This is a genomic window from Paractinoplanes maris (genome assembly GCF_023544465.1).
Lineage (GTDB): Bacteria > Actinomycetota > Actinomycetes > Mycobacteriales > Micromonosporaceae > Actinoplanes > Actinoplanes maris.
On sequence record NZ_JALPVL010000002.1, the window covers coordinates 522,619 to 537,043 of the forward strand.

Here is a 14,425-nt window from a genome sequence, read left to right on the forward strand (position 1 = left end):
CGGATCCGCTCCCGTTCGGGTGGCGGATCCGGCGCGCGCATCAGCTTCGCACTCGCTCGGGCCGGTGCGCGCCCGGCTCCTTGATCGAGGCCCGAGGTCGCGGCAGCTCCGGGGTGACCACCACCGGGACGCCGCCCTGACCGATGCCCGCATAGATCACCGGCCGGGCGCCGCGCACTATCAGCCCGTGCAGCACCCCGAGCAGGGCGACCGCGGCCAGGCCGACCGGCAGAAGCCGGCGCAGCGGTTCGGCCAGATCAACCCAGACCAGATAGGTCAGGGAGCCCAGAGCGACCGTGGCCAGCACCGGACCGGCGAAACGGGTGAACGCGCCCTCGCCGTCGGGCACCCGGTTGAGGTGCAGCAGGGCAGCCACCGAGGTGGCGAGCAGGAGCACGAGGATGCCCAGCCCGCCCGCGATCATCAGGTGGTGCCCGGTCTGCGGCGCGTCGGCCACTCCCACCGCGGCGCCGGTGGCCAGCAGCAGGGCGGCCACGGCGGACTGGGTGAGCGAGGCGGTGCGAGGAGCAAGCGTACGGCGGGAGGTGCGCCCGAGACCGGCCGGCAGGACCCGCTCGCGGCCCAGGGCGAACAGGTAGCGCGACATCACCTGGTGCAGCGCCAGGATCGCCGCCAGCAGGCCAGTGAGCAGCACCAACCGGCCCAGCGTGACGGCCCACGGCGCGAGCCGGGCGGCGGCCAGGTCGAACATGAGCTCGGAGCCGCGAGCCTGGGCCAGCTCGGTGATCCGGCCGGCGCCGGCGGCCGCGCTGAGCGACCACGAGGTGCCGGCCAGCAGCAGGGCGAAGGCGGCCACCGTCGCGTACGTGGCCCGGCCGGTGTCCCGCCGCGGGCGGATCGACTCCTCGGCGTACGCCCCGGCGGTCTCGAAGCCGGCGAAGGCCAGCAGACCCACGGCGAGCAGCAGACCGACAGCGGACCGGTCGATCCCCGGCCCCGGCGGGAGGATGCTGCCGACGGTGAGCCCACCGGCACCCGGGTCGAGCACATTGGCCGTGGCGAAGCCGGCCGCCACCGCGATCTCGGTCAGCACGAGCAGGGCGATCAGACCGCCGGCGACCTCGACCCGGATCGTGCCGCCGAGCGCCACCAGCAGCCAGCAGCCGGCCGCGACCATCCACCACTCGGCACTGACGCCGAACCAGCTGCTCAGCACGGGAGCGGCGGCCGCGCCGACCAGACCGTAGAGACCGAGCTGGATCGCCTGATAGGACGCGAGGGCGAGCCAGGCCGAGCCGGTGCCGGCCGGGCGGCCCAGGCCGCGGGCGACGAAGGTGTACATCGCACCGGCGAAGGGCGCGCGGTGGGCCATGGCCGCGTATCCGGGGGCGAACAGCATGAGCACCACGCCGAGAGCCAGGAAGCTCAGCGGGACGAGAGGCCCGCCGCCGGTGGCATAGGCGGCGGGCACCACGGAGATCAGAACGGCGATCGGCGCGGTCACGGCCAGGGCGAAGAACGTGACCGCGGCCGCACCCAGACGGCCGGCGGCGAGGGTGTGCGGCGAGTCCTCGGTCGGTCCCACGCCTCTATTTGATCTGAAGAGTGACTACCTGACAACTGACCGTGAGGTTTCCCTCAAGGTTCGATGAGGATCTTCCGTCCGACCCCGGCCCGGAACTGGTCGAGCGCCTGGGCGTATTCGTCCAGCGGGAACCGGTGACTCACGAAGATCGCCGGGTCGAGCACACCGGCCGCGAGCAGCTGGCCGGCCCGGTCGAAGCTGTGCAGCACCGCCATCGAGCCGGTGATCGTGATCTCGCGCCGATAGATCTCGTACGGCTCGATCGCGACCCGGGCGTCATAGCTCGACACTCCGAATTGGAGAAACGTGCCACCTCTCCCGACCCTGGATAAACCATCCCGGATCGCCGCCTCGGCGCCGGTGCAGTCGATGACCACGTCGAAACCGCGCGGCGCGTCGAGCTCCTCGGCCGAGGTGGTGGCGGCCGAGCAGCCCAGCCGCTTCGCCGTCGCCAGCCGATCCGGGTTGAGATCCACCATGGACACCGACTCGGCACCGGCCCGCTTGGCCAGCTCCAGCATCATCAGCCCCATCGTCCCGGAGCCATAGATCAGGTACGAGGTGGCCATCGCCCGCGGCAGCACGTCGAATCCGCGCACCGCGCACGACAGCGGCTCGATCAGGGCCGCGTCGCGGGCCGCGAGGTGGTCGGGCAGCGCGAACAGGTTGGCCATCGGCGCCGCCACGAACTCGGCCGCGCCACCGCTCACCGTGACCCCGATCGCGGCCCAGTTCTCGCACTGGTTGCCCCGCGCCCGCTTGCAGTAATAGCAGTAACCGCAGTACAGGGACGGGTCGACCGCCACCTGGTCACCGACCGCGTAGCCGGTGACCTCCGAGCCGACCGCGACGATCTCACCGGCGAACTCGTGGCCCGGCACGATCGGGAAGGACGGCGCGAACTCGCCGTCCATGATGTGCAGGTCGGTGCCGCAGATGCCGACGGCGGCCGGCTTGACCACCACGTCGGCCGGGCCCGGCGCCGGGTCCGGCACGTTCTCGACGGCGATCGTGCCGGGCGTGACGACGACGGCTGCTCTCACTTGACGGCTCCCATCGACAGACCTCGTACCAGCTTGTTCTGCGCCACCCAGCCGGCGATGAGCACCGGCAGGGACAGCAGGGTGGCGGCGGCGCAGAGCCGGGCCAGGAACGCGCCCTCGGACGAGATGAAGCCGACCAGGAAGATGGGCGCGGTGCTCGCGTTCGTAGCGGTCAGGTTCAGAGCGAGGAAGAACTCGTTCCAGCTGAAGATGAAGCAGATCAGCGCGGTCGCGGCCAGACCGGGGCTGACGATCGGCAGGATGATCTTGCGGATCGACATGATCAGGCCCGCGCCGTCGACCTCGCCGGCCTCGAGGACCTCCCGGGGCACCTCCAACAGGAACGAGCGCATCATCCAGACCGCGAGCGGCAGGTTCATGCTCGTGTAGAGAAGGACCATCGTCCAGATGTTGTCGAGCATGCCCAGATGCTTGACCAGCAGATAGACCGGCAGGAACGCGGCCACGACCGGCATCATCTTGGTGCTGATGAAGAAGAACAGCGAGTCGCTCCACTTCGCCACCGGGCGCAACGACAGGGCGTACGCGGCCGGGGTCGCCAGGAGCACCACCAGCAGCGTCGAGAAGACGCTGGCCATCAGCGAGTTGAGCAGGAACGGGGTGATGTTGCGGTCGAAGACCTGGCCGTACTGCGCCAGGGTCGGCGCGAAGAACCAGGTCGGCGGGTTGGTCGCGGCCGCGTTCTCCTGCTTGAAGCTGGTGAGCACCATCCAGATCACCGGGAAGACGAAGACGATGCCGGCGACCCAGGCGACCACCCCCCAGATCGTGTTGTGCCTGGTCGAGCTCTTCCTCTTGTTCTCTGCCACGGGCCGGGTCTCCGCCGCGGGCAGGCTCACCGCCGTCATCGGTTCTCCTCCAGCTTGAAGAGCCCCGAGATGACCCGCAGCGCGAACGTCGCGACGATGATCGTCAGGATCACCACGACCACGCCCGCCGCGGACGCCTCGCCGTACTCGAATTTGCGGAACATGGTCAGGTAGATCTCGTACGGCAGGTTGGTCGTCGCCGTTCCAGGACCGCCCTGGGTGATGGTGAAGATCGCGTCGAAGGTGTTGACCAGGTAGATCGAGCCCAGCAGCGCGCCCAGCTCGAGATATTGGCGCAGGTGGGGCAGGGTCATCCGGCGGAAGATCTGCCACGCGTTCGCGCCGTCGACCCGGGCCGCCTCGATCACGTCGTTCGACTGCGACTGCAGGCCGGCCAGCAGGATCAGCATCATGAACGGCGTCCACTGCCACACCATCGTGGCGATCACGGCACCCTTCGGATACGACGAGACCCAGTCGGTCGAGCCGCCGAAGAAGCCGTTGATCAGGCCGTACGTCGGGTTGAAGATCGCATGTTTCCAGAGCAGCGCCGCCGCGATCGGCATGACCAGGAACGGCGTGATCAGCATGGTCCGGACGATTCCCCGGCCCAGGAACTTACGGTCCAGCAGGAGCGCGAGCATCAGGCCCAGGATCATCGAGAAGACGACCGCGCCCGCCGTGAGCACCACGGTGTTCACCAGCGCCGACCGCAGTCGCGTGTCGCTGAGGACCGTGACGTAGTTGTCGAGTCCGACGAACGGCTTGTCACCCGGTCGCAGCGCGTTCCAGCTCAGCGTCGAGAGATAGAGCGTGTAGAGGAACGGCACCTGAGTGACCACGATGGCGAAGATCAGCGCGGGCAGCAGGGGCGCTCGTCGTATCCAGCGGTCTTTGGCTCCACCCTTGACGGGCAGGACAGGCGGCTGGGTGCGCCTGTCCTGCCGGGCGACCGTGGTGGTCACTTACTTGTACTTCTTCGCCACGTCTTCGGCCTGCTTCTGACCGTCGGCCAGCGCCTTGTCGACCGTGTTGCTGCCGGCGATGGCCGCGCTCACCTCCTGCGACACCTTCGTGCCGAGGTCGGCGAACTCCGGGATGCCGACGAACTGCACGCCCAGCGCGGGCCGGGGCTGCACACCGGGGTTGGTCGGGTCGGCGTGCTCGATCGAGCCGAGCGTGACGTCGGCGAACGCCTTGGCCGACTCCTTGTACTCCGGGATCGAGTAGGTCGAGGTGCGCTTGCCCGACGGCACCCGCGACCAGCCGAGCTGCTGACCGACCAGCTTCTCGTAGTCCTTGCTGGTCGCCCAGGACATGAACTTCCAGGCGGCGTCGGCCTTCTTGGTGGTCTTGGGCATCGCCCAGGCCCACGTCCACAGCCAGCCGGAGTACTCGGTCTTGTTCACCGGGGCGTACGCGTAGCCGACCTTGCCGGCCACCTTGCTGGCGTTCGGGTCCTCCAGCGTGCCCGCGGCCGAGGTGGCGTCGTACCACATGGCCGCCTTGCCCTGGCCGAACGTGTTGAGGCACTCGGTGAAGCCGGACTGCGGGGCACCGGGCTGGCCGTGCTGCTTGAGCAGGTTCACATAGAAGTCGGTGGCCGCCTTGAACTCGGGCGAGTTGACCTGGGCGTTCCAGTCCTTGTCGAACCAGGTGCCGCCGTACGTGTTGACCACGGTGGTCAGCGGCGCGAAGAGCTCACCCCAGCCGGGCAGGCCGCGCAGGCAGATGCCGGAGACACCCTTGCTCTTGTCGTCGAGCTTCGCGGCGAAGTCGGCGACCTGGGCCCAGGTGGGCTTCTCGGGCATCTTGAGGCCCTTGGCGTCGAAGAGCTCCTTGTTGTACATGAGGAACGACGACTCGCCGTAGAAGGGGGCGGCGTACAGCTTGCCGTCCTCGCCGCTCAGCGAGGAGACCATCGGCTTGATCAGGTCGTTCACGTCGTACGCGGAGTCGGCCTGGGCCTGCGTCGACACCTCGTGCAGCCAGCCGTTCTTGGCCCAGATGGGCACCTCATAGGCGCCGACCGTGGCCACGTCGTACTGTCCGCCCTGGTTTGCGACGTCCTGGGTGACCTTGTCCCGCAGTTCGTTCTCCGGGAGGATCGTGAACTTCACGGTGATCCCGGTCTGCTTGGTGAAGTTCTCGGCGGTCAGCTTCTGGATGTCCTCCATCTGCGGGTTGCCGACCATCAGGGCGGTGATGGTGTTGTCGGCCGAGTCACCGCTGCTGCCGCCGGTCGAGCCGGCCCCCGAGCAGCCGGTGGTGACCAGCAGCAGTCCGGCCGCGGTCGCGGCCACCGCCTTGGCGAATCTGGGCATGGTGGAACCTCCGTTTTATTCGAAAACGGCGAGTGGGGAGAGTTTCGTTGTGGTTCAGACCCGGATGACTTGTGGCCCCAGCCGGGCATAGCGGTTCGCCTCGGAAACCGGCAATGAGGTGTCCGTGACCAGTGACTCGAAATCAGATATCTCGGCGAATCGGCAGAATGTGCGAACGCCGAATTTTGTGTGAATGCCGACGAAGACCCGGCGACGAGCGGCCGCCACCGCACGCGCCTTCACGTCCGCGACGGCCGGATCCGGAGTCGTGAGACCGACCTCGCGGGAGATCCCGTTGGCCCCGATGAAGGCCAGGTCGATCACGAAGCCGGAGACCATGGCCGCCGCCCAGTGGTCGACGGTGGCCAGGGTGCGCCCCCGCACCCGGCCGCCGAGCAGCAGAACGGTGGCCGGGGTGGAGGCCGCCAGCCAGGCGGCGGTGTTGAGCGAGGCGGTGACCACCGTGAGCGGACGGTCGGTGGGCAGCTCCTCGGCGATCAGCTGCGGGGTGAAGCCCTCGTCGATGAAAATCGTCTCGGCGTCCCCGATGAGCCCGGCCGCGGCCGCCGCGATCCGCCGCTTCTCGGGTACGCCGCGGATGGTCCGCATGGCGAGGTCGGTCTCGAATTTCGCGGTCTCCACCGGGTACGCCCCGCCGTGCGTCCGCCGGATCAGCCCATGCTTCTCCAACAGGCGCAGGTCGCGGCGAATGGTCTCGGCCGAGACGTCGAGTTCGGCCGCGAGTTTCGCGACTTCCACTTCGCCGTGCCGGCGGGCCAGCGCGACTATCTGATGCTGTCGCTCGTCCGCATTCAATTGCCGTCACCTCCCCGCCCGTCGACCGACCTATTTGTAACACCGGAGAAACCTGTGGCCTCCATCACAAGGTCACAGACTTCGTTGTTTACTTGCCCGTTTGCCCAAGCCTTCCGGCCGACCAAGATCACTCTAAATTAGGGCAGTGTCCGCGAATCGTCTGACCGCTTCGCCGGAAAACATGACCACATCGTGACCGGTCGTGTGAGGTCGGGCGGGCTCGCCACCCGCCCCCGTTTCGCTCAAGTCGGGGCCCGGCCTGACGACTGGCAACGTGTGCTAGCGACGGATCAACTGGGTGAGTTCCTCTCCGCGGTCGCCGACCGGCCTGCCGGTCCGGCCGCCCACGACGCCGCCGTGGAGTGCGCTGCCCGCGCCCTCGACGCGGACGTCGCCGTCCTCCTGATCGACGGGAGTGTGGTGGCGGCCATCGGCCTGCCCGCCGACCAGGTGCCCGCCTATCCGCTGGCCGAGGTCGCGGCGGGCCGGCGCGTCACCCTCGACCTGCTGGACGCCCGGTACGCGGTCACCTACGCCCGGATCGGCGGCGCCTCCCCCGGCGTGCTGGTCCTCGGGCGTACCCGGGAGGCCTTCACCGCCGAGGAGGTGTGCCTGCTTCGCGGCATGGCCCGGGTGCTCGAGCTCAGCCTCCAGTCGCTGCACATAGTCGAGTCGGAGCGCCGCTACGCCGAGGAGAACGGCCGCCTGCTCGGCTATCTCGACCAGGGCCGGCGGGTCTTCGAGGAGATGGCCGCCGTGCAGCGGGCGATCGGCCGGCGCCTGCCCGTCCCCCAGATCTTCGACATGGTCCTGACCGCGGTACGGGACCTGCTGGGCGTCGACATGGTCGCGATCAACCTGGTCGAGCGGGACGACCCGGCGCTGGCCAGCACCGTGGCCGCCTTGGGCGTGCAACCGGAGGTGGCCGCCCGGCGCCGCCGGGTACCGGTGTCCGCGGGCGGTGTCTCGGGCCTGGCGATCCTCGGCGACGAGCTGATCGCGGTCGAGGACTACGCCTCCTGCCCGATCGCGCTGCCGCCGATGACCGCCCTCCAGCTCCAGTCCGTCATGGCCACTCCGCTGCACGAGAACGGGCAGGTCGCCGGCAGCCTCACGGTCGGCACGTTCGGGGCCCGCCGCGACTGGGAGAAGCCGGCCCGCGAGATCCTCCAGGCCTTCGCCGAGCACCTCAGTCTCGCGCTGACCGACGCCCGCACCCAGGAGGCGATGAACGAGGCCTTCCTCGACTCGCTGACCGGCCTCGCCACCCGCGCGCTCTTCCAGGCCCGGATGGAGGAGGCGCTGGGCGCCGCCGGTCTGGGCGCCGCCGTGCTCTTCGTCGACCTCGACCGCTTCAAGGTCGTCAACGACTCGCTCGGGCACGCGGCGGGCGACGCGCTGCTCACCGGGGTGGCCGACCGGATCCAGAGCTGCCTGCGGGAGGGCGACACGGCGGCGCGGCTGGGCGGCGACGAGTTCGCCGTGCTGCTGCCGGGGGCGCTGGGTGCGGATGAGGCCGTACGGGTGGCGAACCGCATCCTGTCCGCCCTGCGCGAGCCGTTCGACCTGTTCGGCGCCGAAGCCTTCATCAGCTCCAGCATCGGCATCGCGTTCAGCGGGCCCGACGAGCACGACGTGGCCGAGCTCATGGTCCACGCCGACCTCGCCATGTATCAGGCCAAGAAGCAGGGCAAGGACCGGTTCGAGGTGTTCGAGCCGGCCATGCAGGAGGCGTTCCAGGCGCACATCGCCCTGGAGGCCGACCTGCGCCGGGCGGTCGTGCGGCACGAGTTCGAGCTGCGCTACCAGCCCATCGTGCACCTGCAGACCGGCGAGATCACCGGCGTCGAGGCGCTGATCCGCTGGCAGCACCCCACCCGCGGCATCGTGGCGCCGATGGACTTCATCCCGCTGGCCGAGGAGACCGGGATGATCGTGCCGATCGGCGAGTGGGTGCTGCGCGAGGCCACCTCGCGGGTGGCCGCCTGGAACACCCGGCGCAGCGGTCCGCCGCTGACGGTCAGCGTGAACGTCTCGGCCGTGCAGCTCGAACAACCGGCGCTGGTCCAGGTGGTGGACTCCGCGCTGAAGTCGGCCGGCCTGGCCCCCGACCGCCTGGTGCTGGAGCTGACCGAATCGCTGCTGGTGGACCACCGGGCGGCGACGCTGGAACGCCTGGGAGCCCTCAAGGCACTGGGCCTCCGCCTGGCCATCGACGACTTCGGCACGGGCTATTCATCGCTGGCCTACCTGCGCCGCTTCCCGGTCGACATCATCAAGATCGATAAGTCCTTCGTGGACGACGTGGTCGACGAGCCGACCGCGGCCGCCCTCACCCACGGCATCATCCAGCTGGGCCGGGCGCTCGAGCTGTCGACGATCGCCGAGGGCATCGAACACGCCGGCCAGCTGACCTCCCTGGCCGGTGGCAACTGCGAGCTGGGCCAGGGCTACTACTTCGCCGAGCCACTGACCGGCACCGCCATCGCCGACCTGCTCTTCCCCGCAGCCGACTGACCCCTCTTGTCCTCCCCGGCCGGACGACCGCTTGGTCTTCCCCCGGCCCGGCTGACCGCCTGTTTCCCCCTCGGCCCGGCTGACCGCCTGCTCTCCCCTCGGCCCGGCTGACCGCCTGCCCTCCCGTCGGCCCGGCCGACCGCCTGCTCTCGCCTCGGCCCGCGGCCTCTTGCGGCACACTCTGGGTGTGCGGGAGCGACCGGCCGGGCTGAGGGAGGACGACGACCTGCTGCGCGGGCTGGCTGACGGCTGGGGGCTGGTGGCGCGCTCGATCGAGTTCCTGCCAGTGGGCGCCTATCACTGGGCCGTGGACGACGGTGCCGCCCGATGGTTCGTCACGGTGGACGCGCGAGCCGATCCGACGCTGCCCCGGGCGCTGGGCACGGCGACGGCGCTGCGGCAGGCCGGGCTCGAGTTCGTCCGGGATCGAGCTGCACCTCACCCCCCGGCGATCGCCGCCTCAACCGGGTCGCCTTGTGCCGATACCGCACTTCCATAGAGGTTCGCCGAAGGGCCTACCCAGATCCTGTTTCCAGGAGGCCGGCCCGGCCGGGTCATAGTCGTGACCGCTGACCGTCAGGCCCGTAATGTCGCCGCATATGACATCACCGACGTGCGTCCCGCCACCGGGGGCGAGGTCCGCGCTTGGGAGAAGAGGCAACTGTGAGCACGATCCCGTTCGACCACACTGACCCCGATCTCGGGGACCTCGTCCCGGAGGGACAGACAGCCGTCATCGTCGACGGGGACGATCGCGTCAAGGTGGGCGTCATCCACGACCCGGAGGACGGGCCGCTGCAGGTCAAGGCCGTCCGTCTACCCGCGTCGATGATTGCCGCGGCTGAGGCGGCTGGACACCCGGCCGGCGTGTCCGGCGTCGTCCGTGAGGCGCTCGCCGACTGGCTGGCCCGTCACGCGGGTCGCGCCAACGAGGTCCGCGACGCCCAGGAGGCCCTCGCGGTCCTGCAACGCGTCATCGGCCACCTCGACGCTGCCTGACGCCACAATCTGGCCGCTCGGCGGAGCGCTCAGCGCACGTGCTGCTGGAGCACAGGGAGAATCTCGGCCAGGTGAGGTGGCTCGAGGCGGTCGGGGAGGGTGGCGAACGCGGCGGGGGTGACCCAGTCGTGGCCGAGCAGTTCCTCCACCTCGTACGGCATCAGGCCGGCGCCGGAGAGGGCCGGGCGCGAGGTGTCGTAACGGGCCGCGAAGAACTGCTCGTCGCCGGTGTAGCGGCGGCCCTTCCACGTGGTCTCGCGATGGACGTCGAGGTAGGTGTCGCCGATCCGGGCCGAGTCCAGTCCGGTCTCCTCGGCCAGCTCGCGGCGGGCCGCCTCGAGCGGGGTCTCGCCCTCCTCGATGCCACCGCCGGGCGGTTCCCAGAGGCGGGAGCCGTCGTGCGGGTCGCGCCAGTTCATCAGGAGCACCCGGCCGTCGGCGTCGAAGCAGATGACCCGTACGGCCGGGCGGTGAAAGCTCCCCATGATCTGACCCTAGGCGCGGGCCACCGCGGGGAGAAGCGCCTCGAAGTCGGCGGCCGGCATCGGGCGGGCGAACAGGAAGCCCTGCGCCGCCTGGTAGCCGAGCTCGCGCAACCGTTCGGCCTGCTCGTGGGTCTCGACGCCCTCGGCCACGGCGTGCAGGTGCAGAGCCTCGGCCAGGTGGACGACGCCCGCCGCGACCGACACGCGGCCGTCGGGGTCGGCCTGGGTGAACGAGCGGTCGAGCTTGACCTCGTCGAGGGGCACGTCGTGCAGCAGGCTGAGCGGGGAACTGCCGGTGCCGAAGTCGTCGAGGGCCAGCCGGACGCCGAGGGCGCGCAGCTCTTCGAGAACCAGGAACGACTCGCCGGGCTCCACCGGCATCGACTCGGTGATCTCCAGGGTGATCTGGGAGGCGGCCACACCGTACTCGTCGAGCAGCCCCGCCACCGTGGCGGCGAAATCCGCTTCGCGCAGGTCCCGGGCCGAGATGTTGATGTTGAGAAGGGTGCCGGCCGGCCAGCCGGCGAGCTGGCGCAGCGAAGCGCGCAACACCCAGCGGCTGAGAGGCACGATCAGACCCGTACGTTCGGCGAGCGGCAGGAAGGCGTCGGGGGCGAGCGTGCCGTGCAACGGATGGTTCCAGCGCACCAGGACCTCGGCGCCCAGCACCCGGGGCTTCTCATCCAGCGTGACGATCGGCTGGAAGAGCAGGAACAGCTGGTCGTCACGGATCGCGTCCTCCAGTTCCGCACCGACCGAGGTCGCCGCCATGTCGGCCGCGTAGTGCAGGGCCGCGGTGCCGGGCAGCGCCTTCGCGGCGTACATCGCGATGTCGGCCCGCCGCAGCAGCACGCTCGGGTCGTCGCCGGCGTGACCGTCGGCGATGCCGATGCTGGCGCGGATGGGCAGTTCGTGACCGTCGACGAGCACGGGCGCCCGCAAGGAATCGATCATGCGGCGGGCGGCCAGGTCGGCGGCGTCCGGATCGGCGCCGTCGAGCACCACCACGAACTCGTCGCCGCCGAGCCGGGCCACGGTGTCCTCGACGCGCAGACAGCCGGCCAGCCGCTGGGCGACCGCGATCAGCAACTGGTCGCCGACCTCGTGCCCGAGCGTGTCGTTGACCTCTTTGAAGTCGTCGAGGTCGATCAGCGCGACGGCCACCGCACGGCCGTCGGGCATCGTCAGCGCCTTCTGCAGCCGCTCGTGGAAGAGCACGCGGTTGGGCAGCTGGGTCAGGGCGTCGTGGGTGGCGTTGTGGTCGAGGCGCAGGAGCAGCCGGCCGTTGTCCTGGAACGCCGTGACCTGGCGGAGCACGACGACTGCGGTGAGCAGTACAGCGCTGACCACGACGATGCGCCGGTCGGTGCTGTCGTCCCGCCAGGTGATCGCGAGCAGCAGTCCGTCCACGACGGCGACGGCCACGTAGGGCAGGAAGCTGAACGGGCGCCGGCGGACCGGTTTGACACCGCGGCGGGGGCCGGTCTGTGCGGTCCGCTGGCGGTGAGCGGCGAGTGCGCCGGCGACGTAGAGCGCCGGCAAGTCGAGCATGTCCGGGAAGAGGTTCGGGTCGAGCGACGAGAACAGCGGTCGCAGCACCGGACCGATCGCGCCGATCAGCACCGCGACGCCGATCATCCGGAGCGCTCCCGGGTCCATGTGGTTCTGGCTGGTCAACAAGAACTTGGCGACCGCGAAGACCGCCAGCAGCGCGAGCACACTCAACGCCAGCGAGGTGAAGATCATCCGAGGATCGCCGTCCTCGAGCGCGTAGCGGCCGGAGAAGTGCCACAGGAAGAGCGCGCAGGCCAGCATCACGGTGCCGGCGTCGAGCACCACCCGGAACACGTCGCCGCGGGTCTGGTGACCGAACGGGAGGCGGAGTAGGGCGTACATCACCAGCACGACGGCGACGCCCTGGAAGGCGATCTGCCCGGCCCCGGCGCCGGCGTGCAGCGGATCGGAGGCGGTGAGCGTGTGATAGGCCTGGGCGGCGTTGCCCAGACCGACCGGGATGCACAACGTGCCGATCCGGCGCCAGAACTGCCGTACGGCCGGTGGGAGGTGCTCGGCGCGCGAGGTCCGGAAGCAGTCGAGGGCGAGCACGCCCGCGCCGACCACGCCGGGTAGCCAGAGGAACGCCCACGGGATCACCGGGTTGATCGCGTTGACCACCACGGCGACAACCGTCACCACCAGCAGCGCTACGGACGCGCGCAGTGGCCGACTGCCACTGCTCCACAACCCGTCCATCCGGTCGCCTCCTCGAGAAAATTGCTCCCGTCAGATCGGCCGGCGGCGGATGAGGGTGAGGAATTGCGCTGTGACCCAGGTCCCCGGCGGGAACGTTCGCCGGGCGGCCATACTTTGACACTGTGCTGCGACCTGCGACCTACGCCGAACGGGACATGATCCTGCCCTGGCGCAACCACGAGTCGGTGCGTGCCGTGAGCCTGACCACGCACGAGATCAAGCCCGAGGAACACGCGAGGTGGTGGGAAAAACGGTGGCGTGATGTGCTGATCTACGAAGACGATCGGGGCACGCCCGCCGGCGTTGTCATCTTCGACGGGAACACCTGGTCCTTCTATCTCGACTCGGCCGGTCTGGGCGACCGGCAACTCGCGGCGTGGATGCGCCTCGAGAAGGAAGCGGTGGACTACGCGTTCGGCACACTGGGCCTGGAGACGCTCGGTGGCGAGACGCTCGCCGACAACAAGCAGGTGCTCGCGCTCCACCGCCGCTTCGGCTTCCAGGAGACGCGGCGCTACGAACGGCTCGTCGACGGCGAGATGAAGACTGTCGTCTGGACGGAGAGAGGGAAGTAATGACTAAGTTCGGGCCCGACAAGCGGCCGTACATCGTCGCGGAGATGTCCGGGAATCACAACGGCTCTCTCGACCGGGCGCTCGCGCTGGTCGACGCGGCGGCGGACGCCGGCGCGGACGCGATCAAGATCCAGACGTACACGGCCGACACCATGACCGTGGACGTGAAGCACCCCCGCTTCCAGATCTCCAAGGGCCACGAGCTGTGGTCCGAGGCCTATCTGTACGACCTGTACGAGCGCGCCCACACGCCGTGGGACTGGCACCAGCCGATCTTCGACCGCGCCCGTGAGCGGGGCATCACGCCGTTCTCGAGCCCCTTCGACCGGACCGCGGTCGAGCTGCTCGAGAAGCTGGACGCGTCGCTCTACAAGATCGCCTCCTCGGAGATCACCGACCTGCCGCTGATCCGCCTCGCGGCGAGCACCGGCAAGCCGATCATCATCTCCACCGGCATGGCCTCGGTGAAGGAGATCGCCGCCGCGGTCGAGGCCGCCCAGGGCGTCGGCGCCACCGACATCACCGTGCTCAGCTGCACCGCGTCGTACCCCGCCCCGCCGGAGTACACGAACCTGCGCCGCATCCCGGTGCTGGCCCAGATGCTCGAGCTGCCGATCGGCCTCAGCGACCACACGCACGGCATCGGCGTGCCGATCGCCTCGGTCGCGTTCGGCGCCTGCCTGATCGAGAAGCACGTCACGCTGGACCGCGCGGACGGCGGCGTCGACTCGGCCTTCTCGCTCGAGCCGGCCGAGCTCAAGGCCATGCGGATCGAGTCGGAGCGGGCCTGGCAGGCGCTGGGCACCACGCACATCGGCCCGACCGAGGCCGAGAAGGAGGGCCTGCGGTTCCGTCGCTCGCTCTACGTCGTGGCCGACGTCAAGGCGGGCGACAAGGTCACCCCCGAGAACGTCCGGTCGATCCGCCCGACCGGCGGCCTCGAGCCCGACGCGATCGGGCTGGTCCTCGGCCGGACGTTCGTGGCCGACGCCGCCAAGGGCACGCCGCTGACCTGGGAACTCGTCTAGCTTGACCGA

At 69.8% G+C, this 14,425-nt stretch carries 13 protein-coding genes; 5 read left to right on the forward strand and 8 right to left on the reverse strand.

Features of this window, described 5'->3' with window-relative positions; all coding sequences use genetic code 11:
- Nucleotides 1-40 precede the first annotated feature (40 nt).
- From NAG42_RS07360 to NAG42_RS07385, 6 genes are read right to left on the reverse strand one after another with little or no spacing between them, the layout of a single operon-like run.
- Nucleotides 41-1,546, reverse strand: a complete 1,506-nt coding sequence (locus NAG42_RS07360; protein WP_250028996.1) for an APC family permease — start codon at nucleotides 1,544-1,546, stop codon at nucleotides 41-43.
- Between the two features lie 53 nt (nucleotides 1,547-1,599).
- Nucleotides 1,600-2,589: a zinc-dependent alcohol dehydrogenase family protein gene (locus NAG42_RS07365; RefSeq protein WP_250028998.1), complete on the reverse strand. Its 990-nt coding sequence runs from the start codon at nucleotides 2,587-2,589 to the stop codon at nucleotides 1,600-1,602.
- The gene (locus NAG42_RS07370) at nucleotides 2,586-3,458 is read right to left on the reverse strand and encodes a carbohydrate ABC transporter permease (RefSeq protein ID WP_250029000.1); all 873 of its coding nucleotides are present in this window, start codon (nucleotides 3,456-3,458) and stop codon (nucleotides 2,586-2,588) included. Before NAG42_RS07370 ends, NAG42_RS07365 begins: the two co-directional genes overlap by 4 nt.
- The gene (locus NAG42_RS07375; RefSeq protein WP_250029002.1) at nucleotides 3,455-4,384 is read right to left on the reverse strand and encodes a carbohydrate ABC transporter permease; all 930 of its coding nucleotides are present in this window, start codon (nucleotides 4,382-4,384) and stop codon (nucleotides 3,455-3,457) included. The genes NAG42_RS07370 and NAG42_RS07375 overlap by 4 nt, the downstream gene beginning before the upstream one ends.
- Entirely contained in the window at nucleotides 4,385-5,743 is a 1,359-nt protein-coding gene (locus NAG42_RS07380) for an ABC transporter substrate-binding protein (protein WP_250029004.1), read from the reverse strand.
- 54 nt (nucleotides 5,744-5,797) lie between these two features.
- Entirely contained in the window at nucleotides 5,798-6,559 is a 762-nt protein-coding gene (locus NAG42_RS07385) for a DeoR/GlpR family DNA-binding transcription regulator (protein ID WP_250029005.1), read from the reverse strand.
- Nucleotides 6,560-6,835: 276 nt separating this feature from the next.
- Here NAG42_RS07385 and NAG42_RS07390 point away from each other — a divergent pair, with 276 nt between their 5' ends.
- The 3 genes from NAG42_RS07390 (at nucleotide 6,836) to NAG42_RS07400 (ending at nucleotide 10,075) form a co-directional block, all read left to right on the forward strand.
- A complete protein-coding gene (locus tag NAG42_RS07390; RefSeq protein WP_250029006.1) occupies nucleotides 6,836-9,076 on the forward strand; it encodes a putative bifunctional diguanylate cyclase/phosphodiesterase in 2,241 nt (746 codons plus the stop codon).
- Nucleotides 9,077-9,263: 187 nt separating this feature from the next.
- Nucleotides 9,264-9,575: a hypothetical protein gene (locus tag NAG42_RS07395; RefSeq protein ID WP_250029007.1), complete on the forward strand. Its 312-nt coding sequence runs from the start codon at nucleotides 9,264-9,266 to the stop codon at nucleotides 9,573-9,575.
- A 164-nt stretch (nucleotides 9,576-9,739) separates the two neighbouring features.
- Nucleotides 9,740-10,075 (forward strand): hypothetical protein, encoded by a 336-nt coding sequence (locus NAG42_RS07400; RefSeq protein ID WP_250029008.1) that lies wholly within the window; start codon nucleotides 9,740-9,742, stop codon nucleotides 10,073-10,075.
- A gap of 29 nt (nucleotides 10,076-10,104) precedes the next feature.
- Here the strand turns inward: NAG42_RS07400 and NAG42_RS07405 are convergent, their stop codons facing one another.
- Together NAG42_RS07405 and NAG42_RS07410 are read right to left on the reverse strand one after the other, a co-directional pair.
- Nucleotides 10,105-10,560, reverse strand: a complete 456-nt coding sequence (locus NAG42_RS07405) for an NUDIX hydrolase (RefSeq protein WP_250029009.1) — start codon at nucleotides 10,558-10,560, stop codon at nucleotides 10,105-10,107.
- Nucleotides 10,561-10,569: 9 nt separating this feature from the next.
- A complete protein-coding gene (locus NAG42_RS07410) occupies nucleotides 10,570-12,813 on the reverse strand; it encodes a putative bifunctional diguanylate cyclase/phosphodiesterase (RefSeq protein ID WP_250029010.1) in 2,244 nt (747 codons plus the stop codon).
- Between the two features lie 122 nt (nucleotides 12,814-12,935).
- Here NAG42_RS07410 and NAG42_RS07415 point away from each other — a divergent pair, with 122 nt between their 5' ends.
- Nucleotides 12,936-13,388: a GNAT family N-acetyltransferase gene (locus NAG42_RS07415; RefSeq protein ID WP_369077094.1), complete on the forward strand. Its 453-nt coding sequence runs from the start codon at nucleotides 12,936-12,938 to the stop codon at nucleotides 13,386-13,388.
- The gene (gene pseI / locus NAG42_RS07420) at nucleotides 13,388-14,416 is read left to right on the forward strand and encodes a pseudaminic acid synthase (RefSeq protein WP_250029011.1); all 1,029 of its coding nucleotides are present in this window, start codon (nucleotides 13,388-13,390) and stop codon (nucleotides 14,414-14,416) included. Before NAG42_RS07415 ends, pseI begins: the two co-directional genes overlap by 1 nt.
- The last annotated feature ends 9 nt before the right edge of the window (nucleotides 14,417-14,425 follow it).